Source organism: Bacillus sp. FJAT-27225 (genome assembly GCF_001685025.1).
In the GTDB taxonomy this organism is placed as follows: Bacteria; Bacillota; Bacilli; order Bacillales; family Cytobacillaceae; genus Bacillus_D.
In genome coordinates this window covers 270,940-296,339 of the sequence record NZ_MAYU01000023.1, presented here as the reverse complement: position 1 = coordinate 296,339, position 25,400 = coordinate 270,940, and the positions used below count along the sequence as shown (strand labels likewise).

The following is a 25,400-nucleotide window of genomic DNA, read 5'->3' as shown; positions in this document are numbered from 1 at the left end:
CCTGCAAAAGTTAACGAAGAAAGTGAGGGATTTGATTGGGAATCTTCAATGACTGGAGAGCAGCACAAAAGGAGAAATATATCTCTAAAATGAAAGGCGAAAACCGATGTCCTCTCTGTCACGGCAGGGGATTTATCATTTATCCCGCCTTTGATTACTATCACGATACGTACGATTGTGTCGGCTGTAACGGGAGCGGCTTTTATTCGGAATGGGAAAATATTGTTGAATAATGGTTAAAAAGGGACATCACCATAAATGTTTTGTGGGGTGTCTTTTTTATGTAGGGGTTCTTCGGCTAAGGATGTGTTCTAGTAAATTGGATTCTAGCGGATTTTTAAAAGAATAGGATACAAGCCCTGACAGCTTGTACAACTTTGAATAGAATGCAGTATCAATAAGGAAAGGAGGGAAAGTTAATGTCCTTCTTTAGGAATGAGTTTGCAAGATTGCTGGCAGAACGCTTCAGGGAAAATGATGTTCTTGGCGAACGCATTAGGCGCCGCAGAAGGCAACATTGCGATTGTGACTTTGATGATATCGCAGGTATCAGAGACTTTGAAGATATTGCAGGAATTTTTGACGAAAACTTCCGTGACAGATTCAATCGTCGCGATAATTTTTGCCGTGAAGTCCGCCGCTGTATCATCCGTGATCTGGTTGCCGGCATTCAGGACGAGAACGAGGATGAGGATCGTAATCGCCACCGCCGAAAGCACAAACGCAGACGATAATCCTCCGGTTTATTGATGCACAGGAAGCCAGGGCAGTTTTCATCGCCCTGGCTTTCTGTTTTTTTTTATCTTTTTCCAACAGAAGACTCCCACTTAAATTTTATGCAGGGCGTAGCCCAAAAATAAGCGGGAGATGAACGTCGGTTGGCGGATAGCCAAAACACTCGTTCGCATGGTATAATATTCCTGTAAGTTGTTCTTTGAAAACTGGATATATAGGTTAGTGCGAGAAAGGCTTCGCACTAAAAATTTCCAAGCACAATTCGACGCCACATACACCGAAGATGCGAAAACCAAGCTAAGTAGGGTACGTGGCGAGTCCAACGTACAAATTGCAACACTTGCAGGAGGCTCACGCCACTTGTACTGCTAACCGTCGGTGCGGCGGGGATAGCCTGCTAAAAAAACTGAGGAATGCCTCGTTGTTCGCAGGAATCTCCATCATCAAATTTTCGCAAGAAAATTAAGGTGGAGTAGTTCAAGTTCCACAGAAAGTCCGGTACGGCCGGTCAGACGTCGGGGCCAGTTTGCAGTATTCTTCCTGTTCCGGAATGTGGGCATAAGGATTGGATAGTGCATCTAGCAGCCTTTCCATTACACTGAAATCGTCGTTCTTGACCGCAGCTTCAAGCGCTTCCTCAACCCGGTAATTCCGAGGGATCACTGCTGGATTGCTGCTTTTCATCAACTCATGTGAATCGTCTCGGGATGGTTCCTGCCTTCCTCTCCTCGCCTCCCATCGTTCTAACCATTCCGTAAAATCCGGATACCCTTTCAGGACAGATTCATCTGTGTTTCCAAAGGTAAGCACGCGGAATGTATTCGTGTAATCAGCCCGGTACTTTTTCATCATCCCAAGAAGTTCATCAACGAGCATCTCGTCTTCATCTTCTACATTAAATAAGCCGAGCTTCTTCCGCATTCCGGCAATCCAATAGGCATGATGGAGTTTAATATAGCCCGCGATCTCTTCCTGTCCGATTTCTATAGCCTTTTCCTGATTTTCATCGAGGAGCGGCAACAGAGCCTCTGTAAAGCGAGCAAGGTTCCAGCCGCCTATATATGGCTGATTTCCGTACGCATATCGGCCTTCCCTATCAATCGAACTGAACACAGTTGCCGGATCATAGACATCCATGAAAGCACACGGCCCGTAATCAATCGCTTCACCGCTGATTGTCATGTTATCCGTATTCATGACACCGTGGATAAAACCAACGAGCTGCCACTTTGAAATGAGAGAGGCCTGCCGGTCAATCACTGCCTTCAAGAAAGACAAGTATTTATTTTCCTGATCAGCAACCTCCGGATAATGGCGTTCAATCGCATAATCAGCTAGCTGGCGAAGCTCGTTCGCTTCTCCGGCCCCAGCAGCATATTGGAAGGTTCCGACACGAAGATGACTGGCAGCTACCCGGGTAAGAATCGCTCCAGGAAGCTCGGTTTCCCTGAATACCGGTTCTCCGGTTGAAACTACCGCCAGGCTCCTTGTCGTCGGAATTCCAAGAGCATGCATCGCTTCGCTGATTATGTGCTCACGCAGCATTGGCCCGAGAGCCGCCCTTCCGTCACCGCCACGTGAATACGGTGTCCTTCCAGAGCCTTTTAGCTGGATGTCAAACCGTTCACCAGTTGGCGCAATTTGTTCCCCGAGTAGTATGGCCCTGCCGTCCCCAAGCATTGTAAGGTGGCCGAATTGATGGCCGGCGTATGCCTGTGCGAGTGGGAAAGCCCCATCCGGAAGCTCATTCCCCGCAAAAGTGTCAGCTTGTTTTAGTGCTTCGGGATTCAATCCCAGTTTCCTTGCTAGGTCCTCATTGAATGTGACAAGCCTCGGAGCTTCTACAGGGGTCGGTTCCTGCGGTGAGAAAAAGAAATCTGGCAGTCTTGCATAGCTATTGTCAAAGTTCCAGCCTTGGTTTTTATTGTTTGTCATTGTAGCTCCTTTCAGAATTCGGACACGGATAGCGAATGTCCGCGTTGCCACCCGCACTTCACGGGTCCTGCTATCATTGTGTTCCTTCCATTGAACCAATATAGGTACCTTTATGTTTATACCACTTTTCCAGGGTAATCAAGCACTTTGTCACTCGTATAGCCGTATAGTGAGAGCGTTACTCTTTGAAAGCTGACACTTCTACAATGGAAACGAGAATCTGGATCCAGGGTAACGAATCTCCACTTATATAAACCGAAACCTTACCTGGGTTAGTTTTGCAAGTCCGTTGAATCGTCATAATCATAACGGAAGCCATCCTCCAGGATTGGAGCTTCCTCCCTTATTTTCTTTTTAACCTTCTCCTGCTTGGTAGATCCTTTAGGCTTCCTCTTGATCTTCTTTGTTTCAGCCATCTGGTTGCCTCCTTATTCATTCTCCAATTATGTTCCCCCAACAAGCAGTTTAACTATGCCCGCTGTTTTTATGACTATGCTTATGGAAGATTTTTGTAGGACAAATATAAATTTATCCTAAAGCTCATATACTTGCTTAGAAAATGTTTGCAGGAGGGGAAAAGAATGGACAATATTGAATGGAAAATCAGCGACCCTTATGTTTTCCAGACGCTCGCCGGGATTGTTGGTTCCCAGATAGCGGTAGAAACAGTCAGAGGTTCAGTGCGTGGCCGGCTGGCCAATGTACAGCCTGATCATATTGTGGTGGAGTTTGGCGGGAATGCATTTTTCATAAGGACAGCCCAAATTATTTGGGTGGTGCCTAATCCGGGTCAGGTACTTGTATAAAATGGCTCTTTATAGTCCGGTTAAAAATATACTTATATGGGGGTGGCCCACATGATGAGACGAATCAATAGGCTCCAGGTTGAATTGCCGATCCCCGAACACGGTGATCCGAATGCAGCAGCTGCTGTACAGGAGCTGATGGGCGGAAAATTTGGTGAGATGTCGACACTAAACAATTATATGTTTCAATCGTTCAACTTCCGCGGCAAAAAAAGGTTCAAACCCTTTTATGACCTAATTGCAAGTATTTCCGCAGAGGAGTTTGGGCATGTTGAACTTGTTGCCAATACAATTAATCTGCTTTCACACGGGAACACCTATGCGGCAGATCCGGATCTTGCCCCGCTGCAGTTCGGCAAGGACGCAAGATATTCGCTCCATTTTTTATTAACTCCCCAAACTGCCTACCCGGGAGACAGCATGGGCCGCCCTTGGAATGGTGAATTTGTCACAAATACCGGGGTCCTTGTTCAGGACCTCCTTCACAATTACTTACTTGAAATAGGTGCGCGTATACAAAAAATGCGTGTATATGAAACGACAACCAATCCGGTTGCCCGCGAATTGACTGGCTTTTTGCTTGTACGCGGCGGCACCCACATCATTGCTTATGCAAAAGCTTTGGAAATGGCAACTGGGGTAGAAGTAGGCAAAATGCTTCCAGTTCCGGATCTAGATAATTATAAATTTGACCATGCAAAAAAATACATGGATCAGGGCCTGTATAATGTCCTTTATACTTGGGGTGAACCGGAATATAGGGACATTGCACAAATATGGAAAGGTCCGAATCCAGAAACAGGCCAACCACTCCAGGTTATTGACGGAATCCCTGAAGGGGCTCCAATTCCTGACTTTGAAGAAAAACCGGAACAATTCGCCCCAGGCATCGACCGGGATGACTATGAGCGAATCCTGAAAAGACTCATGAGCAACCTTTAAAACAAGCAAATACACATCCAGTTAAAACGGCCCGAAACTGTTCGGGTCGTTCACATTTTCACAAAGGGGTCAGACCCCTTGTGAAGTATTGCACTAACTCAACAAAGTCAGGACTGCAAAGAAGTGCATGATGCTGCCGGCTAGGACGAATATGTGCCAGATGGCGTGGTGATAGTAAAAGGCACGCCATACGTAGAAGATTGCACCCACTGTGTATAGGACCCCGCCAATGATGAGAAACTTGAGTCCTTCTTGTGTGAGGTTTTCAACGAGCGGCTCCCATGCGAATACAATAAGCCAGCCCATAATGACATACAAAACTGTTGAAGGGATGAGATATTTTTTCACAAAGTAGGATTTAAACACGGTGCCTGCAATTGCCAGGCCCCAGACAACTCCGAACAAGGTCCACCCCAATGCTCCTTTAACTGCCAGGAACAAAAACGGTGTGTATGTACCGGCTATAAAAAAGTAGATGGACGAATGATCAAGAACTTCAAAGACATCCTTCGCTTTCCCGGGTGGGAAACTATGAAGCAGCGTAGATGATGTATAAAGGATCACCATGGTGGTACCGAATATCGTAAAGCTGACCACATGCCAGGCTGTCCCCTCCATGGCCGAAAAAACAATTAAAATAGCCAGTGCTGCTATGCTTAATATAAAGCCGATACCGTGAATGATGGCATTGGCAATTTCCTCGCCTTTTGTAAAGATATGAGTGTTCATTTTTGCTGTCCCTCCCAAATGGGCACTTTTTCTAACTATATCATGATAGAGAGTTTGAAAACATGTACAAATAGATGGCAGCCTGATACCTTTCAAGGCTGCCTTTCTTAAGTGACCTGCCCATGGTTTGTCCACTTTCTCGCTGCTTTAATAGATTTCGGGCAATATATTCCTATCTGTTATCGTTTGAAACAGTCGGAAATGATAGATAAAGTCGTCAAAGAAAACCGGCTTTTCTCCGTCAAAGCTATACCAGGAAAAGAATGATTCCAGCTTGTCCCGGTCTACCTCATCCAGTTCCCCAGATACGTAAAGTGGATATTTCAGCTTCTCGTAAATTTTTCCGTGGCCATATAGAGAAAACACATCCGCCATTTCCTCTTCTGTCATCCTTACCCCTCCTTCACCAGTCATACTTCATACGATATGCAGTATGACTAAAATCGAAGCGGTACATGCCTTTTTTAAAAAAATTATTCTATAAAAAATAACTTTGATTTTCCGCTCCACAAAAGAAGAACCAGCGACCACCGGACAATTTGCACCACAAGTACGGGCTCTATCCTATTTTTGTCACATTAGCAGGACAGCTTGTTTATACTAATATGAACGACATTATAGAAAGGAAGGGTAAAAATGACAGAAAAAAATGCGCCCAAAGATATGTACGAGGCGCTTAGGAATGCCGGTTATAAACTTGAAATGGGAATCAATCAGGCCATCCTAAACGGCCTTAATAGTGAAAATCTGGTTGCCGCCGCATCAACCATCTCAAAAACCAGCAAAAAGCTTAAGCAGCTCTCACAGCAACCGCAAACTCTTCTCTCTCTCGGCTGCCCTGCTCCAGTCGACATAGTCAACAGCGCAGCTAAACCTACTAATCGACAAACCGTTCCCGCATCAGTTCTATCCTCTGCTCGAAGAAAGAAACGATCCAAACAATCAAAAGCTGCATTGCTCTCTACTTTAAACAGCATATTCGAAGATCAGTTAAACCGCCAAAGGAGACAGCTATTATGACAAACTGGCCAGAAAAAGAGTATAAAAGATGGAAGAATTTTTTCAGCGTCTGGACAACGCCCGACCCCGAAGTGGGACAAACCCCCAGGACTGCCGTCTGGAAAAAGAACAAAGCGACCCTTTGGTATTACCGGTCTTCCAATAAGCGGCATTCTGTTCCATTACTCCTTGTTTATTCTCTCGTCAACAAAGCGTTTGTCCTCGATATGGCTCCAGGCGGCAGCATGATCGAAACGTTCATGGAAAATGGGTACGATGTTTATCTCCTCGATTTTGGGGCTCCGGACCCTGGTGACAAGGATATTACTGTAGATGATTATGTAATTGACTATATCCAGACTGCCGTACGCAAAGCACTGCATCACTCGCGGGCAAGAGAAATCACCGTCATTGGCTATTGCCTCGGGGGCACACTTGCCGCAATTTACGCATCTCTTGCCTCTGAACCGATTCGGAACCTGATTATATGCGTCGCTCCGCTCAACTTCGCCGAACCACCTCTTTATGATAAATGGGTCAACGCTATCAGGAGAGGCGATCTGGATGTTGATGGGCTTCTCACTACCCCTGATTTTATTTCGCCAACACAGATGAAATACGGGATGCGTATGGCAAGTTCCCCGGTCTATTTCAGCCACTATCTTTCCCTTTTGAATAAAGCCTACGACCAGGAATATGTCGACCGCTGGCGCCGCTTTAATAAATGGGCAAACGGCCACGTCGGATTCTCTGGTGCAGCATCAAAGCAACTGATGAACGACCTTGGCAAGGACAATAAATTCATGAACCGAAAGCTTGTGATTAGAGGGCGGAAGGCTGACCCAGCCAACATTACCGCCAACCTGCTTGTCGTCGCCGGCAGCCAAGACCGGCTCGTCCCGGAAAACATGAGCAAGGACTTTATTGACCTGGTCTCAAGCAAAGACAAAACCTACACCCTCGTATCCGGCGGCCACACAACCCTCGCCGTCAAAGGGAACGGCCTGCCAAAATTCCTTGCCGACTGGCTTCCTCAAAGGTCAAAATAAGCAAAGAGGTAGGCGAAGAGGGACGGTTCTCGTTGGTCGCGGCAAAGCGGGGAGGTTTTTCTCAAGAGCAGCGAAGGGAAATGGTTCCCCTCGAAAGCCGTGAAAGAGTTCTCAATTTACCAAAAGAATAGAAGAGCTGGAAAAGACAGTTTTTTCACCAACTAATACTGCTTTTTGTAATAAAACTCTAAACAAATTGTAACAAAACGGCGAGTTTCAATAGGCTGTCAACCCGGATTTTCCTGAAATATTTGGTATCATTGCTAGATTCCGAGATTTGAACCAGCTAGGGATATTTATGCCAAAACAACTAAATCCCTTTTATATCAATTGTTTTTTCACTCTAGAAAAATTAGGTAATTAGTCCTATTTTCTATTTCAAATTTCTTCCTGAAATATGACAAAAAACCTGTGTTACGATAAGTTTGCCCGGGGGACAAGCGACTTATACCAGGCAAAATCATACAACAGGAGGAAAATCCTAATGATAAACAAGAAAAAAGCACTACTATCCTTTGCAGTTGCTTCAGCATTTTGGATGGGTGGCCAGATGCCAGCAAAAACTGAAGCGGCATCCGTTACACCGACTGTCCAGAAGCATGTATATGTTTATAAGAGCGGCAACGTTAACGATATTAATAAATTACTAGAAGACACACTTAAGCGTTATGGCTTAACGTCTTACTTTAAACAGGCAGCAACTGCGCCGAAAGCTGAAGCTCCGGCACCTAAAGCGCCTGCTAAAAAAGAACAGGCTCCGGCACCAAAAGCTCCTGCTAAACCGGAACAGGCACCAGCAACTAAAGCTCCTGCTAAAGCGGCACCTGCGCCTGCAGCTAAAGCACCTGCTAAAACCGAAACTGCAAAGCCTGCACAAAAGCCAGCTTCAGCTCCAACTGAACAGGCATCAAGCACATTAAGTGAATTTGAACAGCAGGTTGTGAACTTGACAAACCAAGAACGCGCAAAAGCTGGCCTGCCAGCATTGAAAGCAGATGCAAACCTTAGCAAAGTGGCACGTGAAAAATCCCGTGACATGCAAGCGAAGAACTACTTCAGCCACACAAGCCCAACTTACGGCTCACCATTTGATATGATGAAGCAATTCGGCATCTCATACCGTACAGCTGGTGAAAATATTGCGATGGGACAAAAAACTCCACAGGAAGTTGTTACAGCGTGGATGAATTCTGAAGGACACCGCAAAAATATCATGAGTGCAGACTTCACACACATCGGAGTCGGCCATATCGAGAACGGCAACTACTGGACACAGATGTTTATTGGAAAATAAGTAGTAAGCGAAAAGCAGTCTCAGACTTTCTGAGGCTGTTTTTTTTCGTACAATGCTTCTCCCTCCATTCGAGCGTTACGTATGCAAGTGCTATAATATAGGCATTATCCTAATTTAAATTTGTACCGAATAGGAGCCGGATATGCAAAAACAATCAATGGATTTAAAGCCATTCCTTTCATTACTTTTGTCAACGAACATACCAAAGGCCGCACTGGTTACAGGGCTGGCAGCCAGTGTCCTGACGACGCTGGCCGGCCTTGTTGTTCCATTGCTTACAAAAAATCTGGTTGATGGCTTTTCCGTTAAATCGTTAAGTGTCCCGCTCATTATTGGAATAGCTGCTGCATTCATCATCCAGGCAGTCATCAGCGGAATCTCCATTTATCTTCTCAGCTACACCGGGCAGAAGGTGGTAGCTGGACTTCGTGAGAGAATGTGGTCGAAGCTGCTTCGCCTGCCGGTCGGGTTTTATGATAAGCAAGCTACCGGGGAAACGGTCAGCCGGGTCATTAATGATACGAGCGTCGTTCGCGACTTGATTACCAATCATTTTTCCAATTTTATTACTGGCATTATTTCAATTATCGGGGCGATTGCAATCCTGCTTGTGATGGATTGGAAAATGACATTGCTCATGCTCGTTTCTGTTCCGCTCACAATGGCCATCATGTATCCGCTTGGCAGGAAAATGGCTGCTCTTTCGCGTGGACTCCAAAACGAAACAGCTAAGTTTACAGGCCATATTACGCAGACTCTCAGTGAAATTCGCCTGATGAAGGCGTCAACTGCGGAGAATATTGAAGAATCAAAAGGCAAGGACGGCATCCACTCGCTGCTGGGCTTCGGCCTGAGAGAAGCACGGATTTTTGCGCTAATTGGCCCTATCATGTATTTGGTCGTCATGGTTGTCATTGTTATGATTATTGGCTATGGAGGCTTACGGGTTGCCGACGGGACGATGTCGACTGGCTCACTGATTGCATTCCTTCTTTATTTGTTCCAAATCATCATGCCGATTACATCGTTCGCGATGTTTTTTACCCAGCTTCAGAAGGCAAAAGGGGCAACTGAACGAATCATTGCGATTCTGAAAGAGCCGTTGGAGGAAGATCAAACGGGTGTTGATATTGACATTAATCATCTCCCAGTGGAAATTGATAACGTCTCCTTTTCCTATGCAGAAGGAGAGCCGGTTCTTGAAGGGGTGTCCGTGTCTGCGGAACCTGGCCAGATGATTGCCTTTGCAGGTCCGAGCGGCGCCGGGAAAACAACAATGTTTGCCCTTCTCGACCGCTATTATGAACCAACAAACGGGGAAATCAAGATCGGCGGCACACCGATCAGGGAGCTGGCTTTATCGTCCTGGCGCAGCCAAATTGGCTATGTTTCGCAGGAAAGTGCGATGATGGCTGGAACCATACGCGAGAATTTTACGTACGGCCTTGAAAATGCCGGTGTGATTTCCGATGATCGTCTCTGGGAAGTAGCCAGGATGGCATATGCGGAAGAATTTATAAAGGAATTCCCGAAAGGGTTGGACACAGAGGTGGGCGAGCGAGGTGTGAAGCTTTCCGGCGGACAAAGGCAGCGAATTGCAATTGCACGGGCATTTTTGCGCAACCCTAAAATCTTGATGATGGATGAAGCGACAGCGAGCCTTGACAGCCAATCGGAAGGAATTGTCCAACAAGCGCTATCCCGTCTGATGGAGGGTAGGACTACTTTCGTCATTGCGCACAGGCTTTCTACCATCGTCAATGCAGACAAAATTGTTTTTTTTGAAAAAGGCAGGGTAACCGGAATTGGTACGCATTCGGAATTAACGCAATCACATCCACTTTACCGGGAATTTGCCGAGCAGCAGCTTGCGAACGGGTGAGGTTGGGTAGTGCTAGTTATCCTTTAGGCGCTGTGTTACATTAAAGTAAGAAAGTAAAAGGGAGTGGGAATGCGGATGATTAAAACAGTATTGTTTGATGTGGATGGAGTACTTTTAAGCGAAGAACATTATTTTGATGCCTCGGCGTTAACAGTCTGGGAGCTTTTGTATAGCGGGAACTACCTGGGGCTGGCACCGGACAAATTCCATACAGATGTCCAGCAGGAAGAAATTGATGCAATCCGGCGCGAGGTTTTCCAAGATGACAAGGTCCTGTCCTTCATGAAATCACGTGGCTTGAATGCCAACTGGGACATGATATACATAACATTCAGCTACCAGCTGATTCACTTGCTATCACAGGTTGAGGATTCCGACCTGGTTCAGGCCTTGCTTAGCAGGGAATTGGACCGCGAGGCGCTGATGACGATTGGCAAAGAGCTGAAGAAAACTGGAGCCAAACTTGATTTCGAACACTTCCTGGACGATTTTCAAAAAACGGCAGAAACAAAACGGGGCCTATTCCGGCATCTTGATAAACTTGTTTTTGAAAAAATGGGCATTGAAACAAAAGCGTTCGGTGAAAAAGGGGTATTGTGGTCGATTTGCGAGCACATTTCCCAGGAATGGTATGTTGGCGATGAGCATGTATTTCAATCAACTGGGCGCCCGTCGGTCCAAACTGGTAAAAAGGGGTTTCTCGCCAATGAAACCACGCTATGCCCACAGGAACAGATTGAAGGACTGTTCTCCGGTTTGCTGGATGCGGGAGTTTCTATCGGGATTGGGACAGGAAGGCCCGAGCTTGAAACGATTCAGCCATTCAACCATCTTGACTGGGTCAAGTATTTTAATGTGGAGTATATTGTCACGGCTGATGACGTGCTTAGGGCTGAACGGCAATTTCCTGACCGGAAATCACTTGCTAAGCCGCACCCATATACGTTTATGCATGCCCTTCTTGGTAAAAGGGTGAACGTGGACACGGTCCTGGGAACCTCCCTGCCATTAGAGAATGGCAATGAAGTTTTGGTTGTTGGCGATTCGCTCGCTGACCTGCTCGCGGCCAGGGATATGGGCTGCCAATTTGCCGCGGTCCTGACTGGTTTGACGGGGGAAAAGGCAAGAGGTTTATTCGAGGAACATCAAGCAGATTATATCTTTGACAATGTGATGGGTATACTCGGACTTGTCCGTAAATGATAAAAAGCTGTACGGCCGAATGAAGGTCGTACAGCTTTTCTGATTTTGAGGCTCGTATTCTACTATCCATGAAAATCTGTTTGCTGAACATTTTCAATTCAGTTTATTGGACTATTGGTTACATTTTGCACAGTTCTAGTGCTCGAAACGTACCAATACCGTCTATTGGTCATATTTCACACGGTTTCAGCACTCGAAATGCGACCAACATGTTTAAGTTAATTTAAACTAAATGTTATATCGCATATCCTGGCTCGCAGACACTCACTTCTGCTCTGCTTCCCAGCGGGCCACTTCTTCCCTCACCCGAGGTGCCACTTCCTTGCCAAGCAGCTCAATCGATTGCATGACGTCTTCGTGCGGCATCGTGCCCACTGGGCAATGCAGCATAAACCTTGTGACGCCTACATTTTTACGCAAATGAATGATTTTTTCCGCAACCGTATCAGGGTCTCCAACGTATAGTGCTCCCTCAAGGCTGCGCGCTGAATCAAATGTCGAACGAGTATACTGGCCCCAGCCTCTTTCCCTGCCTAGTTTGGTCATTGCCTGTGCCGTTGATGGGAAAAATTTATCGGCTGCCTCTTCCGTACTCTCCCCAACAAATCCATGAGAATGCGAAGCAACTTTCAGCTTGGAACGATCGTGTCCGGCATGCTCAGCTGCGCGGTAATAAAGGTCAACAAGCGGCGCAAAATACTTCGGGCTGCCGCCGATAATTGCGAGGACAAGCGGGAGGCCGAGAAGTCCAGCCCTGGCTACTGATTCCTGATTGCCTCCGCTGCCAATCCAAATTGGCAATGGATCCTGGACAGGCCGCGGGTAAATGCCCAAGTTGTTGATGGCCGCGCGGTGTTTGCCACTCCAGGTTACCTTTTCAGATTTTTGCAGCCTCAAAAGCAAGTCAAGCTTTTCCTCAAATAGCTCATTGTAGTCCTGCAGGTCGTATCCGAATAGCGGGAACGATTCAATGAACGATCCCCTGCCTGCCATGATTTCTGCGCGCCCATTCGAAACTGCGTCAAGGGTGGCGAAGTCCTGAAAGACCCGGACTGGCTCATCGGATGAAAGTACAGTGACTGCACTTGTCAGGCGGATCCGTTTTGTTTGCGGTGCAGCTGCCGCGAGTATGACCGCAGGCGCTGAAGCGGCGTAATCCTCGCGGTGATGCTCCCCTACTCCAAATACATCAAGTCCAACCTGGTCAGCCAATATAATTTCCTCAACCACTTCGCGGATCCGCTGCGCATGGCTGATGACTTCACCTGTTTGTGGATCCGGCGTGGTCTCGACAAACGTGCTTATCCCTATTTCCATTTTGATTTCCTCCCTTTAATTGGCTCGTTCATGAAGAGATACGATAAACGTATCCTACCCTTCCACAATTTTCAACAAATGCGTGCTGGAATGATTAGTACGGTTTCAATATATTCGGTGCAGTTTGTACTAACTGGTTGTGGGATGGCCAATCGGTTGGCTTGGAATGGAGTTTGTCCTAAAAAATCGGAAAGCTGTCCTGAATAGTTTGGGAAATGTCCTATATCTTTCGGGAAGTGTCTTGAATATCGAAAAAACTGTCTAATTCTATAAAATGCTGTTCTATTTATAAATCGGTTATCTTTGAAAAGAATCAATCTCAGGTGACCATGAGGGTTACGCAACTGATTGCCGGGCTGGCACCGAATCAATTTGAAGTTAACTGTTCATGCCACAATTCCTATCTATAATGCGACTCCCTCGCCACCCTTCTCCTTTTTCCAACAAAACGGTGTCGAAAAAAATAACAGAGTATTTAGAAACTTAGTCTAATTGCAAGCGTATATAAAAAAGACTTTATCAGTACGACTTTTCTTTAACTAAAAATAAGGAGTGATTTGTATCAAGGCTATTATTAGTGATCGATATGGGCCGCCAGAAACTCTGAAATTATCGGATGTTAAAAAGCCTGTTCCCAAAGACAATCAAGTACTTGTAAGAATCCATGCCTCGTCCGTTAATTTTGGCAACCTCGTCCTTTTAAAAGGAGAGCCGTACCTCGCTCGATTGGCATTCGGTCTTCGTAAACCAAAATACCCGATACCAGGCGGCGATATCGCTGGCAGGGTTGAAGCGGTTGGTAAGGATGTTACTCAATTCAAGCCTGGTGACGAGGTGTTCGGCGATCTTTCAGGGTGTGGATGGGGCGGGTATGCGGAGTATGTTGCTGTTCCTGAGAGTGCCCTCGCTTTGAAGCCGGCAAATATATCGTATGAAGAGGCAGCCGCGATCCCGATGGCAGCCGCAACTGCCCTGCAGAGTCTGCGTGACAAAGGAAAAGTTCAGGCAGGAAAAAGGGTGCTGATCAATGGAGCATCAGGCGGTGTCGGTACGTTTGCTGTCCAGATTGCCAAGGCGATGGGTGCCGAGGTGACTGCGGTGTGCAGCACGAGGAATGCGGAAATTGCAAGGTCCATCGGAGCAGACTATGTGATTGACTATAAAAAGGAAAACTTCGCCCATAAACCCGAGCGCTATGACCTGATACTTGGTGTAAATGGGGGTCAGCCGATTTCCGTCTACAAACGAGCCTTAAATGATAACGGCATTTTTGTCCATGTTGGCGGCTCGGAGTCCCAAATGTTCCAGGCGATGGCGCTCGGCCCGTGGATCTCGATGACCAGCGGCAAAAAAGTCGGCAGCTTCCTTCAAAGGCAAAATCAACAGGATTTAATTTCAATTAAAGAGCTCGTTGAAACAGGAAAAGTAAAACCGGTAATTGATCGAACGTACCAGCTGAATGATATCGCTGATGCATTTAGGTATTTTTCAGAGGGGCATGCACAGGGTAAAGTGGTTATTACAATTTAACACTACTACAAAAGGACTTCATTAGCGTGAAGTCCTTTATGCGCGTATTCGACTGCATTCGGTTGGTACGGCTTCATCCTTAATCCAGGTTTCCACGATTTGATTGAAGCATTCAGGTTTTGCCAATGGTGCTCCATGGCCAATTCCCGGAATTAGTATTCCCGTGCAATTTTGGTTGCTTCGCACAACATCTACCGCAGATTTTCTCATCACTGCTTTTTCCTCTTCGCCTACAGTAACCAGTATCCTGCCCTTAGCCTCCTGAAAATTTTCCGGTATTCCAAACGACATGTTTTCTTCCAAAACCTTTACAAGGGCGTCCTGTTTCATTTGGCGGCTTTCCCGGTAGTATTGTTCGAAGTGATCGTCACCTATATACAACGTTTTTGCCTGGAGCTTTGAAAACCACCTGTATTTTACAAATGGATAGCTCATTCGTATGATGGGTTTTATTATTTTTTTAGCATAAGGAACCGGCCTGACCAACGCACTATTGATAATTGCACGATTGGCCAGATCCGGTTTCATGCCCAAAATCTGAATAATCACTTGTGCACCCAATGAGAAGCCAACGAGGTTTACCTCTTTACCTTCAGCCTTCTCTTCAATCAGGTCGATTACCTCTGAAGCACTTTCCTTTATTGAAAAAGGCAAATGGTTATCGCTCTTTCCGTGCCAAGGAAGGTCGGGGACGAGGCAATGATAATTCATGAAATGTGGAATTTGTTTATCCCACATCCATCCGCTTACACCCCCTCCATGCAAAAAAACAATCAGAGGTGCATTTTTTTCACCATATTCTTGATAACGTAGTGCCATTTGGTCCGCCTCCTCTACTACTAATAGTATCATCTTTTTTATCCGAATAATGGAAAAGAACGCACACCGGAATGTGCGTTCTTTCCTGTTAGTGCTCAGGATACAATTCCAATAGCTGCGCTTCCTTCAATCCATCGATAGCGGTCAGGCCGCGGAGGAGATCCTGGTTGATTGGTTTATCTAGTGTCAGGACCATGATAGCCTCCCCTCCAACATCCGCCCTGCCAACCTGCATTGTTCCAATATTAATTTGATAGTCTCCTAGGAGAGCCCCAACCTTGCCAATCATGCCTGGTACATCATGATGGTTAATAAATAACAGGTGGCGCTCCGGACGGATATCGACCCGGTACTGGTTCATTTTCACAATTCGTTCCCCATAACCATTGAGGACAGTGGCACCAATGCAGGCCACTTTATCCCCGTTCAAAACCGTTATTTCCATATAATTCGCAAAACCCTTGTTCTTCGTATTTTTCTTGACTGTATGCGGGACTCCCTGCTCGTTCAACAGATGTAAGGCATTAATTAGATTGACAGAGTCGCTTAAATGATGGGTTAACAAGCCTTTTACGAGCGTTCTGGAAATTAGGTCTGTGTCCTCTTTAATTAAATCCCCATAATAATCGATCTCGACTCTTTCAGGAGCTTCATTCAATAGTTGAATGACAAGCTGGCCCATTTGTTCCCCAAGCCGCAAGTACGGCTGAAGACTTTTCATTGCTTCCGTGGAGATTTGCGGCATGTTGACTGCATGGCGGACAATCTTCGTCTGAAGAATGTCAATAATCTCCTCGCTAACCTCTTCGGCAACTTTCTCCTGTGCTTCAACCGTCGAAGCGCCAAGATGCGGAGTGGTGATAATCTGTGGATGATTGAGCAAACCGTTGTTGGTTGGCGGCTCGGTTTGGAACACATCAAGAGCTGCCCCGGCAACATGGCCCGAATTGATGGCCCGGACAAGTGCTTCTTCGTCAATGATGCCGCCGCGCGCACAGTTAATGATTCGGACGCCTTTTTTTGTTTTTGCCAAATACTCGTCATTAATCAGGTTTCGGGTTGCGTTGATCAGTGGCGTGTGAATCGTAATAAAATCAGCTTCTCTTGCTATTGTTTCAAGGTCGGCCTTCGCTATACCGAGTTTGGCAGCCCGCTCTTCTGTCAGATACGGGTCAAAACCAAGAATCTCCATCCCAAAACTTTTCGCCCGTTTGGCTACCTCTGTTCCAATTTTGCCCATGCCAATAATTCCAAGTGTCTTTCTATACAGCTCAACCCCCTGGAACGCACCACGGTTCCATTCGCCTTTCGTGGTGATTTGATGAGCCTGCGGAATATTTCTGGCTAGTGCAAGCAGCATCGCCAAAGTGTGCTCTGTCGCCGCTATCGTATTTCCGCCCGGCGCGTTAATAACAAGAATCCCTTTCCGAGTTGCTGCATTCACATCAATATTGTCGACCCCTACACCGGCTCTGGCAATTACCTGAAGACGGTCTGCCTGCTGGATGATTTCTTCGGTTACCCTCGTCTGACTGCGGACAATCAGCGCGTCATAGTTCCGGATTTCGGACATTAGCTCGCTTTGCGGAAGGCCGACCCGTTTATCGACGGTAAAAAGAGGATGGTCATATAAAGCCCGCAAGCCATTGTCACTAATGCTATCGGTAATCAGTACTTTAAACATTGTATTGCCTCCCCGCTTTTGTTCAGGATTCGCCTCACGCATACTCCTTTGACCTTTGCAGCTTACTCTTAAGCCAAATTTCCTTTGCTCTGCCGGTTGCCAACCCAAGTTTTCCAACTTCACCTAGCTCTGTAAGTGCAAGCTCAAGTCCGCTTAATACCTTCAACACATCAAATGGTGTGCAGTAGCCCATATGGCCAATCCGGATCGTCTTACCCTTCAGCTTTTTCTGCCCGCCGCCAATCGTAATGCCAAACTCATCCTGCATCACCTTTTTAACCTGCTTCGAAGCCTCGGTATCGGTGACGATGGCTGTCACGGTTGACGAGGCATCTTCATCGCTTGTCAAAAGCGGCAGCCCCAATGCCCTGACGCCCCCGCGAACCATTTCCTTCATCAAATGATGTCTGGCAACAGTGTTCTCTAACCCTTCTTCCTCCAGCATTCTGCAAACTTCGAGCGTTCCGTAAATCAATGACACTGCCGGAGTAAAGGGCGTAGACGTTTCTTTTTCAAAAGAAGAAAAGTATCGGTTTAAATCAAGGTAAAACCGTTTTGACTGGCAGCTTTTGATTGCCACTCTTGCCTTTTCACTTACAGCAATAAACGCCAGTCCTGGCGGGAGCATTAATGCTTTTTGCGACCCGGATACAAGGATATCGATATGCCAGGCTTTCATATCAACATGAACAGCCCCAATGCAGCTAACTCCGTCAATAATGAATAAAGCATCTGATTGATTCTTTACGACTTCACCCAGCTGTCGGATCGGATTGTACACGCCTGTCGACGTCTCGCAATACGTCGCAATGACTGCTTTAATGCTAACCTTTAGCTTTTTTAAAAATAAGTTCAGCTCCTGTGCCGAGCATGCTTTTCCCCATTCGGTTTCCAAACGGTGGACAGTTGCTCCAAATGCTTCGCAGATGCTCGCAAACCTGTCTCCAAAAGCACCGGTGACAATAACGACAACGTGATCGCCTTCCTCAATTGTATTTGCTGCGGCGGTTTCCAATGCAGCTGTGCCGCTTCCGGAAATGATGGTCACCGGGCTATCCGATCCGAAAATAGGCATCAACCGCGAGGAAACTTCCTCGAGCAGAGTTGAAAACTGCTTGCTGCGGTGCCCAATCATCGGCTGATTCATCGCATGCTTCACTCGTTCAGGTACAGGCGTTGGCCCCGGAGTAAATAAAGATTGCTGGTTCATTAACATTTTTCCATCATTCCCTTCGCTTTTTACTATCCAGCTCCAGCGCCTAGCGCCTAATGTACTTCGGTCCCCTCGTTACGATAAGTCAACATCGATTCGCTTAAGCTCATCGTGTTTCCTTTATCTCCTTCGAGGCCCTCCAGTCCATACGGCGCTGACCGAGGCGCTTGCGCTTTTCCTTCATCCCTTATAAACCATATGCACAAGATTGCAAAATAAAAACGCCCCCCATAACAGAGTCTTTGTCTGTTATGAGGGGCGTGGAAATACGCGGTGCCACCCTCGTTTGTTGCCGCTTTTAAGCAACCTCTCACAATATAACGGTTTTCACCGGGCCAGCCTACTAGGTGTTTCGGCAGACCAGTTCAGAAGGGCTGGGCTCGAAAGATTCGGTATCGGTTCGCAGCAGCCACCGACTCTCTGGGACCTCTTCTAACAGCCGTCTTCGTCATAACTGTTTGAATATACAGAAAATACTAACGTACTATTCTCGATTTGTAAAGATATATCGGCATAAAAAGTTGGTAAGATTATTTTGCTGCAGAACGAAAAGATCATTTTTGGATTAATTTGCTTCTACCGGTGGAAGAGTAATCTAATAAATAGGAGATATTAGATTATTTCACTTCAAAACTAGCCGGATTATCTATTAGATTATTTCGATCCAAGACGCACCCACTTAATCCAATAAGTTTTGAATAACTCCTCTAAGGCACTTTCCCGTTTTTTACTTTTGTAACCAATATGAAAGCTGCCAATCACTTTGAATCCAGGCAATCTTATTCGTATCAGCAACTGCCATTATGAAAATTGGAAAAAAGCTTGCTAATGTAAAAATTTATCTTTATTCTAATATTATATAACCTACTTGTATAAAGTAACTAAATTATTTTGCCGGAGGAACTACCTATGATAAATTCAGAATCAGGTCAGCAACAATTTGAAATTGGCCTTTATACGCTGGGGGATATTTGCCCGGATCCACATACAGGAAACGCGATAAGCGCCGGACAGCGGCTTAAGGAGATTATGGAAGCAGCCAAGCTTGCTGACGAGGCAGGGCTTGATATTTTTGGGGTTGGTGAACATCATCGCCTTGATTATGCGGTTTCCACTCCTGCAGTTGTTCTTGCTGCAATTGCCCAGCAAACAAAACAGATTAAGCTTACCAGCACCACCACGGTACTCAGCACAATTGATCCAGTCAGACTGTTCGAGGATTTCGCCACACTTGATTTAATTTCAGATGGGCGCGCCGAAATCATTGCCGGCCGGGGGGCATTCATTGAATCGTTCCCACTGTTTGGATACAACCTTGATGATTATGACGCCTTATTTTCAGAAAATATGGAGTTGCTGCTAGAGCTAAACAAGAATGAACGGCTCAGCTGGGAAGGGAAGTTCCGTTCTTCAATCAACAATGCTGAAATCGCGCCTCGCCCTCACCAAAAAGAGCTGCCGCTCTGGATTGGCGTCGGCGGTTCACCCGAGAGCGCAATCCGTGCCGGGAAACTCGGTGTCGGGATGGCCATGGCTATTCTTGGGGGCGATCCTGTCCGGTTTAAGGGACTTGCCGATATTTATCGCAAAGCAGGATTGGAAGCAGGCCATCCTGAGGAGCGCCTGAAACTCGGTGTAACTGGCCATGGGTTTATTGCAAAGACAACCGAGCAGGCTAAAGATGAATTTTATCCGTATTACTCCAATTACTGGAAATATGTTAATGGCCAGCGCGGAATGGCAACGAGCATTTCAAGGAATGACTTTGATAAGATGGCTGGTCCGGATACAGCCCTATTCGTAGGCAGCCCGCAGCAGATTATCGAAAAAGTCCTTTATCAGCATGAACTGTTTGGCCATACACGATTCCTGGCCCAAATGGACATTGGCGCGGTGCCGTTCAAAAAGGTTGCCGAGATGATTGAACTGTTGGCAACTGAAGTGGCTCCTGTTTTACGGAGGGAATTAAATAAATAAGCGCTAAAAAAGGCATCCAGCAGACACATGACCGCTGGATGCCTTTATAGAATAAAGTTTTCAAAGATTAGACAGCATTCTGAATCCGTTAGGCAGTTCATCTCGGCAACTCAAGGTTTTTTCTTTATTCAGGACCACTTCCGTATGATTCAGGACATTTCCCTTTCAACATCAAATAACTGGGCTCTCCTCCACTCGCCTTGTTACATCCATTTAATATACGGGCCCTATTTGTAATCTGTTAGAAAAGGCTCTGTAATTTTAAAATGTTATGATGGAAGGACATTTTATACATATATGGTGGAGGAGACGGGGCATGGAAACATCCTATTTAAAAAAGTCGCTGGATGAATGGAAGGAAGAAATCCTCGAGCTTCTGGCGGAAATTGATAAAGAATATGATAGTGTAAAACAAGAGCTTCAGGTATACGGCTACAAATTCAGCATCACCAAGCAGGTCACGCAATCTACGGTGAATGAGGACATTATCCGCACCATCCGCGAAATTTATCATAAGCCGTTTGAGGAGAGATTCAATCAGCTTAAAGAAGAGATCAAGGACCTCGAGGAAAAGAAGAAAGTGTTTGGAATGTTCGTCGAAAAAATTGATAAAGTTCAGGGCAAGGATGAATACCAAACAAATGCTGAATTCATCGTGAGCCAAATATCATAAGTTTAAAAGGGCCCCAGGGTCCTTTTTTCTTATTTAAAAAAAGAGATAGACATCCCTGATATTAGGGAACATAAAGGGTATCGGCTTGTAATGGAGGATTCTTAAAATGAAATTAAGTGTTTTGGATCAATCGGTGATTCGAAAGGGGGAATCACCAGCCTCAGCTTTGGAAAACACAGTAAGGCTGGCGCAGCTGACCGAGGAACTTGGCTATACCAGGTTTTGGGTTGCCGAGCACCATAACAGCAATGGAATCGCAGGCTCATCTCCCCAGGTTCTGATTTCACATATTGCTTCAAAAACAAATAAAATTAAGGTGGGTTCTGGCGGAGTTTTGCTGCCCCAATACAGCCCATATAAAATTGCAGAGGATTTTAAGCTGCTTGAAACGTTATTCCCGAACCGGATTGACCTTGGGATAGGCCGTTCACCAGGCGGAAATCCGGCAACCAGGCTGGCGCTGACTGACTCTTTAAGTAAAAGCATGAATGAGTTTCCAAGGCAGGTACGTGATTTGCAGGGCTACTTGCAAAATCAGCTACATGACGGGCACCCTTTCCAGGAGGTTAAGGCGTTTCCAGAGCCCAACTCAAATCCAGATGTGTGGATCCTCGGAATTTCACACCGCGCTGCCCGGCTTGCTGCCGAGTACGGAACAGCTTTTACATATGGACACTTTATTTCCCCTGTTAATGGCAAACGTGCGCTGGACTATTATTATGAAAATTTCCGGCCTTCCCGCTTGCTGTCCAAACCAAAAGCGAATGTGTGTATATTTGTCGTCTGTGCTCCTACTCAAGAAGAGGCAGAAGAGCTCGCCCTCACCCAGGATTTATGGTTGCTTGCAGTCGAAAAAGGGTTGGATACAAGGATTCTTTCCCCCGAAGAAGCAAAAAAGATAACTTTATCTGATGACGATAAGAAAAAAATCCAAGTAAACCGAAAGCGGATGGTGATTGGCACACCGCAGAAAGTGAAAGAAGAACTTCTTCGTTTAAGCGCGGTTTATAAAACGGATGAATTCATGATACTGAACAATGTCTACGACTATGGTGCCAAATGGAAAACGTACGAGCTGCTGACAGAAATGTTTCTAGCAACATAAAAAAACAGGTCTTTTCCATTGAGAGAAGGCCTGTTTTAACTTTCGTTATTAACTAAACTTACTATTATTTACCCCGAAAGATCCCCCTTATTTCAGCCTTGAGTTAAAATTCTTTTTTACTCCACTTGGAAAAATATTCCCCTAATCTCGCTATATCAATTAGAATATAGATAAAGCTTTTAACCAGGGGGTATTTATGTCTATCAATATTTATGGATTATATGTACAGACTTCAAAAGCGAATGATGTAAAGAAGTTTTTAAGCTTTTGGCTTAGCCAAACACATAGTGAGCAGCCTACAATCCAGAATCAAAGCAATTTGGCATTTGATTTTTTCAGGAGTGAAATTCCTTCATCTTTTGCAGTCGGTACTGTACACGACAGCTGGGTAACAGTACTCCACGATTCCTTTGAACCCCAGGTCGAGCTGGCTGACTTATTGTCTGCTGAATTTACTACCACTGTTATCCAGGCAATGGGCCAAAGCACGGTAGACTCTTATTTCCTAAGCGTCCATAAAGACGGCCGGTTGGTTCGTAAGCTGCATTCCGGTGAGGATACAGACGGACTTGAGCAAGAAGGCACTCCTTTTCCATTTGAAAAAGAAATGCTTTCCCGCATCGACAATGAAACCCACTTCTTTGATTACAATGATATACAGGATTTTTGCCAAAACCTTGGAATTGAACATATGCTGGACCCTACCGGCAATGATGACGGCTGGACGGTCATAAGGCAAGGTGAAAAAGCACCTCCAAGCAAAGAATCATTTTTAAAGTCGTTCGTACGCAAGGTTCTTGGAAAGTAGAAGTTTAGTAAGCATGGGCGGGTGGCTGTTTTGGCAAAACGGAATTATGCAAAGGCATTGATTGGGTTCACTATTCTCGATGTGTATCTAAATGCAGGCATAGCAGGGGCAGGCAGCATTTTGATTCAATTACTGTTAGTAGCAGGCTTCTTTCCTGTTTTTTACTTCCTTTTAAGATGGACCAATCTGAATGGCTTCAGAGATGCGGGAATTGACTTCCACCCTAGCTGGAGTAGAAATGTAGTAATTGGGTTTGGTACGGGGTTTGGCTTTTGGCTTACAATGTATACCCTCTCCTGGATTCTCGGTGGATATGAAATCACCGGAATAAAGCCTCTATCGGAATCACTTCTGACAATTGGATTGGTTTTGGGAACTTTCCTGATCGGGTCCTTCCTGAACGACTTGATTACTAGAGGCTATATTTTTGCTCAGTTGAAAGGCCGTATCCCGCTCCCGTGGATTTTCACGATTTCCATTGCGGTGTATTCCTTTGATGACATTTGGCATGAAGGTTTCAGTTTTTCCAATACGGTATTTTCAATCCTGCTTGGCCTGTCTTTGACATACGCCTTCTATAAATCTGGCTCAATCTGGATGACCACGGGAATCCACTGGGGACTGAATGTCTGTTACGGGCTGTTCAATGGAACGCTTGGTGAGGCAAACGGGGGTATTTTTATCAGGACGGAACCTGCCAGTTCTTCTTTCCTGCTGGAATCAATCAGATATTTCATTCCTGCCCTGATGTTCCTTTTTGTAGTGGTATTGCTCAAAAGGGCGAAGCAAAGAGAAGCACTTACAGGAAGTGGTATCGATCCCTCAATATGAGATATGGTTTATAAAGCTATTAGGACAATAAGGGGCCATATCATTGAGTTAGCGCAAAAAAGCTTGGGTCTATAACTCCAAGCTTTTAGGTCTGTTTAATTATGGCAAGAGGTACTCAATCTTCTATTTACCAATTTTCCGAAGAATGTAATGATGATAGTGTTGACCTTCAATTTCTATATCTCCGGCAAAAGTAAAGCCAGTTTTTTGAATCACTCTACTCGAACTTATATTTTGTGTAAGAACAATCGCATTTAAAAGTTCGACGTTTGTTTGCTCGAATAAAAAGGAGATTAATCCTTTTACCGCTTTTGTTGTATAACCTCTGTTTCTATAATGCTTTGAAATGGCGTAAGCAATCTCTCTATTAGGGGGAGGAAGTTCCTCTTTGATTCCTGTCGTGCAAAAACCAATAAACTCGCCGGTATCCTTTAGGATGATCCCTAACTTCAGGTAGTTTTCCTCATCAATAGCAGGCAATGCTGATAAAAAACTCTTGTTTGATGGAATTTCATAATTGGCAACCCACTCCAGCCGCTGCTCCCTCGTTGACCTCCAATCAGGCAGATATTCGTAAACTTCTGGCTGGGAGGTAATTTCATAAATAGCATCAACATCTTCAATTGTAAATTCTCGAAGTACAATGTCTCCACAGTCAATTGTAAATAAAGTGTCCATGTTCCCGCCCCTAATTCTATATTTACATTTGGAATATACCTTCTTGAATCCAGTTAAGACAGACCTTCAGTTTCTAAACTGCCTCGAGCCATCGTTTAACAATCGTCTTCAATGCCCCCTGCCTTTGTTTCACTTCATCCATGCTGCGGAAGGTCATTAGGGCCCGTTTGTCAGCGACCCATTCCAATAAACCAGATTCATCGGTAATAATAGGTTTCTTTGTTTTGTCTTCTTTGCCCTGTGCCCCCTGAATGAAAGACTAGCTGGACATAATCAGGTTTACTCAGCCTAAAGGTGATTCGGTCGTCTCCATTAAAACAAAAACTTGGTGCATTCCATTTGATATGTTCTGTTATACCTACATCCATACTTAAAATGATAGAACGTACTTGTTCTATTAGTTCCTTCATTGGATGATTACAATTTTCCAGGTATTCACTGACGGTTACCTTCTTTCCTTTACCAGCCATAAAAGTCACCTCCGATTCAATCGGTTTTATAAATAATTACAGTGGAGCCTCTCTTTTTGGGTTAATTGCCATAATAAAAAAAGGTTACTTGATTGCCTGGTTTTACTTCCGCTGTTTTCCAGCCAGCAAGCAGCCATGACCTTGCATGGGTATGGCTTCCCTTGTTTTCGTTTGCCCACCAGGCAGGGTATACATATGCAGATTGAGGCAACTTAAAACCAACAATCTCTTCCATCTCACTCAATGTTAATGTTAAACGGGAGACCTCATTCTTCTTTTTAGCTAGATATTCATGCAGGTTATAATATTTTCCGTTATACATACTAATACCCCTCCACCTATTACTCATCCTCTGCATCATTGGAATATAAGATTTTGTCGACTTGGACCCAGTCTTTTAACTGGCCTCTCTCAGGATAGATTTTTTCATATTCCTTATATTCTTCGAGTAGTGCTAGTCCTATTTTCGTTAAACGGGCTGGTTTTAAAAAAAGCTGATCATGCATTCTTAACACTCGCTCGATCGCTTTCTCATTTTCCAAAAATCGGATGAGGCCTTCGAATTCAATATCCTTCAAGCCATAATCAGCCCCCTCAGGTACAAACCTTTTTTCGTTAATTTCTTTTAGCACGCTATAAATGACTCTCATTACCTGCCCTTCCTTCTGGTATCTCTTTTTTACATATTCGCTAAAAGGAGTACGTCTTCCTTGTGGTTAAT

General features: G+C 45.3%; 27 protein-coding genes and 1 other annotated feature. Of the genes, 15 read left to right on the top strand and 12 right to left on the bottom strand.

Annotated elements, in window-relative coordinates:
* Positions 1-35: 35 nt before the first annotated feature.
* Both A8F94_RS25190 and A8F94_RS26255 read left to right on the top strand, forming a co-directional pair.
* On the top strand, positions 36-233 hold the full coding sequence (locus A8F94_RS25190; protein WP_077247841.1) for a methionine aminopeptidase: 198 nt from the start codon (positions 36-38) through the stop codon (positions 231-233).
* 186 nt (positions 234-419) lie between these two features.
* Positions 420-734: a hypothetical protein gene (locus A8F94_RS26255; RefSeq protein WP_066204621.1), complete on the top strand. Its 315-nt coding sequence runs from the start codon at positions 420-422 to the stop codon at positions 732-734.
* A gap of 478 nt (positions 735-1,212) precedes the next feature.
* Here A8F94_RS26255 and A8F94_RS20315 read toward each other — a convergent pair whose 3' ends face one another.
* Entirely contained in the window at positions 1,213-2,670 is a 1,458-nt protein-coding gene (locus A8F94_RS20315) for a protein adenylyltransferase SelO (protein ID WP_066205156.1), read from the bottom strand.
* 272 nt (positions 2,671-2,942) lie between these two features.
* Positions 2,943-3,086 carry a hypothetical protein gene (locus tag A8F94_RS25950; RefSeq protein WP_175384481.1) on the bottom strand — a complete coding sequence of 48 codons (144 nt, stop codon included), beginning with the start codon at positions 3,084-3,086 and terminating at the stop codon, positions 2,943-2,945.
* A 165-nt stretch (positions 3,087-3,251) separates the two neighbouring features.
* Between A8F94_RS25950 and A8F94_RS20310 the strand changes: the two genes are divergently transcribed.
* Entirely contained in the window at positions 3,252-3,476 is a 225-nt protein-coding gene (locus tag A8F94_RS20310) for a YuzF family protein (protein WP_066204619.1), read from the top strand.
* 51 nt (positions 3,477-3,527) lie between these two features.
* A complete protein-coding gene (locus A8F94_RS20305; RefSeq protein WP_066204617.1) occupies positions 3,528-4,418 on the top strand; it encodes a manganese catalase family protein in 891 nt (296 codons plus the stop codon).
* Between the two features lie 93 nt (positions 4,419-4,511).
* On the opposite strand, the gene trhA is transcribed toward A8F94_RS20305, so the two are convergent.
* Both trhA and A8F94_RS20295 read right to left on the bottom strand, forming a co-directional pair.
* Entirely contained in the window at positions 4,512-5,147 is a 636-nt protein-coding gene (gene trhA / locus A8F94_RS20300; RefSeq protein WP_066204614.1) for a PAQR family membrane homeostasis protein TrhA, read from the bottom strand.
* A gap of 147 nt (positions 5,148-5,294) precedes the next feature.
* Positions 5,295-5,537, bottom strand: coding sequence for a hypothetical protein (locus A8F94_RS20295; protein WP_066204612.1), 243 nt, complete (start codon positions 5,535-5,537; stop codon positions 5,295-5,297).
* Between the two features lie 246 nt (positions 5,538-5,783).
* On the opposite strand from A8F94_RS20295, the gene A8F94_RS20290 reads away from it, so the two are divergent.
* From A8F94_RS20290 to A8F94_RS20270, 5 genes are all read left to right on the top strand, one after another.
* Positions 5,784-6,167 carry a hypothetical protein gene (locus A8F94_RS20290; protein WP_066204610.1) on the top strand — a complete coding sequence of 128 codons (384 nt, stop codon included), beginning with the start codon at positions 5,784-5,786 and terminating at the stop codon, positions 6,165-6,167.
* Positions 6,164-7,195, top strand: coding sequence for an alpha/beta fold hydrolase (locus A8F94_RS20285; protein WP_066204608.1), 1,032 nt, complete (start codon positions 6,164-6,166; stop codon positions 7,193-7,195). Before A8F94_RS20290 ends, A8F94_RS20285 begins: the two co-directional genes overlap by 4 nt.
* A gap of 484 nt (positions 7,196-7,679) precedes the next feature.
* Positions 7,680-8,489 (top strand): CAP domain-containing protein, encoded by an 810-nt coding sequence (locus tag A8F94_RS20280; protein ID WP_066204604.1) that lies wholly within the window; start codon positions 7,680-7,682, stop codon positions 8,487-8,489.
* 142 nt (positions 8,490-8,631) lie between these two features.
* On the top strand, positions 8,632-10,371 hold the full coding sequence (locus tag A8F94_RS20275) for an ABC transporter ATP-binding protein (RefSeq protein ID WP_066204601.1): 1,740 nt from the start codon (positions 8,632-8,634) through the stop codon (positions 10,369-10,371).
* 75 nt (positions 10,372-10,446) lie between these two features.
* Positions 10,447-11,574, top strand: coding sequence for an HAD family hydrolase (locus A8F94_RS20270; protein WP_066205152.1), 1,128 nt, complete (start codon positions 10,447-10,449; stop codon positions 11,572-11,574).
* A gap of 264 nt (positions 11,575-11,838) precedes the next feature.
* On the opposite strand, the gene A8F94_RS20265 is transcribed toward A8F94_RS20270, so the two are convergent.
* A complete protein-coding gene (locus tag A8F94_RS20265) occupies positions 11,839-12,891 on the bottom strand; it encodes an LLM class flavin-dependent oxidoreductase (RefSeq protein WP_066204598.1) in 1,053 nt (350 codons plus the stop codon).
* A 561-nt stretch (positions 12,892-13,452) separates the two neighbouring features.
* Here A8F94_RS20265 and A8F94_RS20260 point away from each other — a divergent pair.
* Complete coding sequence (locus tag A8F94_RS20260; RefSeq protein WP_066205148.1) at positions 13,453-14,421, top strand: NAD(P)-dependent alcohol dehydrogenase; 969 nt, start codon at positions 13,453-13,455, stop codon at positions 14,419-14,421.
* A 36-nt stretch (positions 14,422-14,457) separates the two neighbouring features.
* On the opposite strand, the gene A8F94_RS20255 is transcribed toward A8F94_RS20260, so the two are convergent.
* From A8F94_RS20255 to A8F94_RS20245, 3 genes are all read right to left on the bottom strand, one after another.
* Positions 14,458-15,240 (bottom strand): alpha/beta fold hydrolase, encoded by a 783-nt coding sequence (locus A8F94_RS20255; RefSeq protein ID WP_066204596.1) that lies wholly within the window; start codon positions 15,238-15,240, stop codon positions 14,458-14,460.
* An 88-nt stretch (positions 15,241-15,328) separates the two neighbouring features.
* Complete coding sequence (serA, locus tag A8F94_RS20250) at positions 15,329-16,924, bottom strand: phosphoglycerate dehydrogenase (RefSeq protein ID WP_066205143.1); 1,596 nt, start codon at positions 16,922-16,924, stop codon at positions 15,329-15,331.
* A 34-nt stretch (positions 16,925-16,958) separates the two neighbouring features.
* Positions 16,959-18,134 (bottom strand): pyridoxal-phosphate-dependent aminotransferase family protein, encoded by a 1,176-nt coding sequence (locus A8F94_RS20245; RefSeq protein WP_254660914.1) that lies wholly within the window; start codon positions 18,132-18,134, stop codon positions 16,959-16,961.
* 254 nt (positions 18,135-18,388) lie between these two features.
* Positions 18,389-18,598, bottom strand: a binding site (T-box leader).
* A gap of 448 nt (positions 18,599-19,046) precedes the next feature.
* Here A8F94_RS20245 and A8F94_RS20240 point away from each other — a divergent pair.
* From A8F94_RS20240 to A8F94_RS20220, 5 genes are all read left to right on the top strand, one after another.
* Positions 19,047-20,114 carry an LLM class flavin-dependent oxidoreductase gene (locus A8F94_RS20240; protein ID WP_066204590.1) on the top strand — a complete coding sequence of 356 codons (1,068 nt, stop codon included), beginning with the start codon at positions 19,047-19,049 and terminating at the stop codon, positions 20,112-20,114.
* Between the two features lie 316 nt (positions 20,115-20,430).
* Entirely contained in the window at positions 20,431-20,787 is a 357-nt protein-coding gene (locus A8F94_RS20235; protein WP_066204587.1) for a hypothetical protein, read from the top strand.
* Between the two features lie 106 nt (positions 20,788-20,893).
* Positions 20,894-21,892, top strand: a complete 999-nt coding sequence (locus tag A8F94_RS20230) for an LLM class flavin-dependent oxidoreductase (protein ID WP_066204585.1) — start codon at positions 20,894-20,896, stop codon at positions 21,890-21,892.
* Positions 21,893-22,088: 196 nt separating this feature from the next.
* Positions 22,089-22,700 (top strand): hypothetical protein, encoded by a 612-nt coding sequence (locus A8F94_RS20225; RefSeq protein WP_066204582.1) that lies wholly within the window; start codon positions 22,089-22,091, stop codon positions 22,698-22,700.
* A gap of 30 nt (positions 22,701-22,730) precedes the next feature.
* Positions 22,731-23,531, top strand: a complete 801-nt coding sequence (locus A8F94_RS20220; RefSeq protein ID WP_066204579.1) for a CPBP family intramembrane glutamic endopeptidase — start codon at positions 22,731-22,733, stop codon at positions 23,529-23,531.
* A gap of 123 nt (positions 23,532-23,654) precedes the next feature.
* On the opposite strand, the gene A8F94_RS20215 is transcribed toward A8F94_RS20220, so the two are convergent.
* From A8F94_RS20215 to A8F94_RS20200, 4 genes are all read right to left on the bottom strand, one after another.
* Positions 23,655-24,209: a GNAT family N-acetyltransferase gene (locus A8F94_RS20215; protein ID WP_066204572.1), complete on the bottom strand. Its 555-nt coding sequence runs from the start codon at positions 24,207-24,209 to the stop codon at positions 23,655-23,657.
* Positions 24,210-24,406: 197 nt separating this feature from the next.
* Positions 24,407-24,679 carry a DUF1801 domain-containing protein gene (locus A8F94_RS20210; RefSeq protein ID WP_077247840.1) on the bottom strand — a complete coding sequence of 91 codons (273 nt, stop codon included), beginning with the start codon at positions 24,677-24,679 and terminating at the stop codon, positions 24,407-24,409.
* 61 nt (positions 24,680-24,740) lie between these two features.
* Positions 24,741-25,001: a DUF7662 domain-containing protein gene (locus tag A8F94_RS20205; protein WP_066204569.1), complete on the bottom strand. Its 261-nt coding sequence runs from the start codon at positions 24,999-25,001 to the stop codon at positions 24,741-24,743.
* Positions 25,002-25,020: 19 nt separating this feature from the next.
* Entirely contained in the window at positions 25,021-25,329 is a 309-nt protein-coding gene (locus A8F94_RS20200) for a hypothetical protein (RefSeq protein WP_066204566.1), read from the bottom strand.
* Between the last annotated feature and the right edge of the window lie 71 nt (positions 25,330-25,400).

Bases quoted from the DNA above. Each gene is read 5' to 3' on its own strand.
- A8F94_RS26255 (WP_066204621.1), top strand. From the start codon at position 420: ATGTCCTTCTTTAGGAATGAGTTTGCAAGATTGCTGGCAGAACGCTTC.
- A8F94_RS20315 (WP_066205156.1), bottom strand. From the start codon at position 2,670: ATGACAAACAATAAAAACCAAGGCTGGAACTTTGACAATAGCTATGCA.
- A8F94_RS25950 (WP_175384481.1), bottom strand. From the start codon at position 3,086: ATGGCTGAAACAAAGAAGATCAAGAGGAAGCCTAAAGGATCTACCAAG.
- A8F94_RS20310 (WP_066204619.1), top strand. From the start codon at position 3,252: ATGGACAATATTGAATGGAAAATCAGCGACCCTTATGTTTTCCAGACG.
- A8F94_RS20305 (WP_066204617.1), top strand. From the start codon at position 3,528: ATGATGAGACGAATCAATAGGCTCCAGGTTGAATTGCCGATCCCCGAA.
- trhA (WP_066204614.1), bottom strand. From the start codon at position 5,147: ATGAACACTCATATCTTTACAAAAGGCGAGGAAATTGCCAATGCCATC.
- A8F94_RS20295 (WP_066204612.1), bottom strand. From the start codon at position 5,537: ATGACAGAAGAGGAAATGGCGGATGTGTTTTCTCTATATGGCCACGGA.
- A8F94_RS20290 (WP_066204610.1), top strand. From the start codon at position 5,784: ATGACAGAAAAAAATGCGCCCAAAGATATGTACGAGGCGCTTAGGAAT.
- A8F94_RS20285 (WP_066204608.1), top strand. From the start codon at position 6,164: ATGACAAACTGGCCAGAAAAAGAGTATAAAAGATGGAAGAATTTTTTC.
- A8F94_RS20280 (WP_066204604.1), top strand. From the start codon at position 7,680: ATGATAAACAAGAAAAAAGCACTACTATCCTTTGCAGTTGCTTCAGCA.
- A8F94_RS20275 (WP_066204601.1), top strand. From the start codon at position 8,632: ATGCAAAAACAATCAATGGATTTAAAGCCATTCCTTTCATTACTTTTG.
- A8F94_RS20270 (WP_066205152.1), top strand. From the start codon at position 10,447: ATGATTAAAACAGTATTGTTTGATGTGGATGGAGTACTTTTAAGCGAA.
- A8F94_RS20265 (WP_066204598.1), bottom strand. From the start codon at position 12,891: ATGGAAATAGGGATAAGCACGTTTGTCGAGACCACGCCGGATCCACAA.
- A8F94_RS20255 (WP_066204596.1), bottom strand. From the start codon at position 15,240: ATGGCACTACGTTATCAAGAATATGGTGAAAAAAATGCACCTCTGATT.
- serA (WP_066205143.1), bottom strand. From the start codon at position 16,924: ATGTTTAAAGTACTGATTACCGATAGCATTAGTGACAATGGCTTGCGG.
- A8F94_RS20245 (WP_254660914.1), bottom strand. From the start codon at position 18,134: ATGAACCAGCAATCTTTATTTACTCCGGGGCCAACGCCTGTACCTGAA.
- A8F94_RS20240 (WP_066204590.1), top strand. From the start codon at position 19,047: ATGATAAATTCAGAATCAGGTCAGCAACAATTTGAAATTGGCCTTTAT.
- A8F94_RS20235 (WP_066204587.1), top strand. From the start codon at position 20,431: ATGGAAACATCCTATTTAAAAAAGTCGCTGGATGAATGGAAGGAAGAA.
- A8F94_RS20230 (WP_066204585.1), top strand. From the start codon at position 20,894: ATGAAATTAAGTGTTTTGGATCAATCGGTGATTCGAAAGGGGGAATCA.
- A8F94_RS20225 (WP_066204582.1), top strand. From the start codon at position 22,089: ATGTCTATCAATATTTATGGATTATATGTACAGACTTCAAAAGCGAAT.
- A8F94_RS20215 (WP_066204572.1), bottom strand. From the start codon at position 24,209: ATGGACACTTTATTTACAATTGACTGTGGAGACATTGTACTTCGAGAA.
- A8F94_RS20210 (WP_077247840.1), bottom strand. From the start codon at position 24,679: ATGGCTGGTAAAGGAAAGAAGGTAACCGTCAGTGAATACCTGGAAAAT.
- A8F94_RS20205 (WP_066204569.1), bottom strand. From the start codon at position 25,001: ATGTATAACGGAAAATATTATAACCTGCATGAATATCTAGCTAAAAAG.
- A8F94_RS20200 (WP_066204566.1), bottom strand. From the start codon at position 25,329: ATGAGAGTCATTTATAGCGTGCTAAAAGAAATTAACGAAAAAAGGTTT.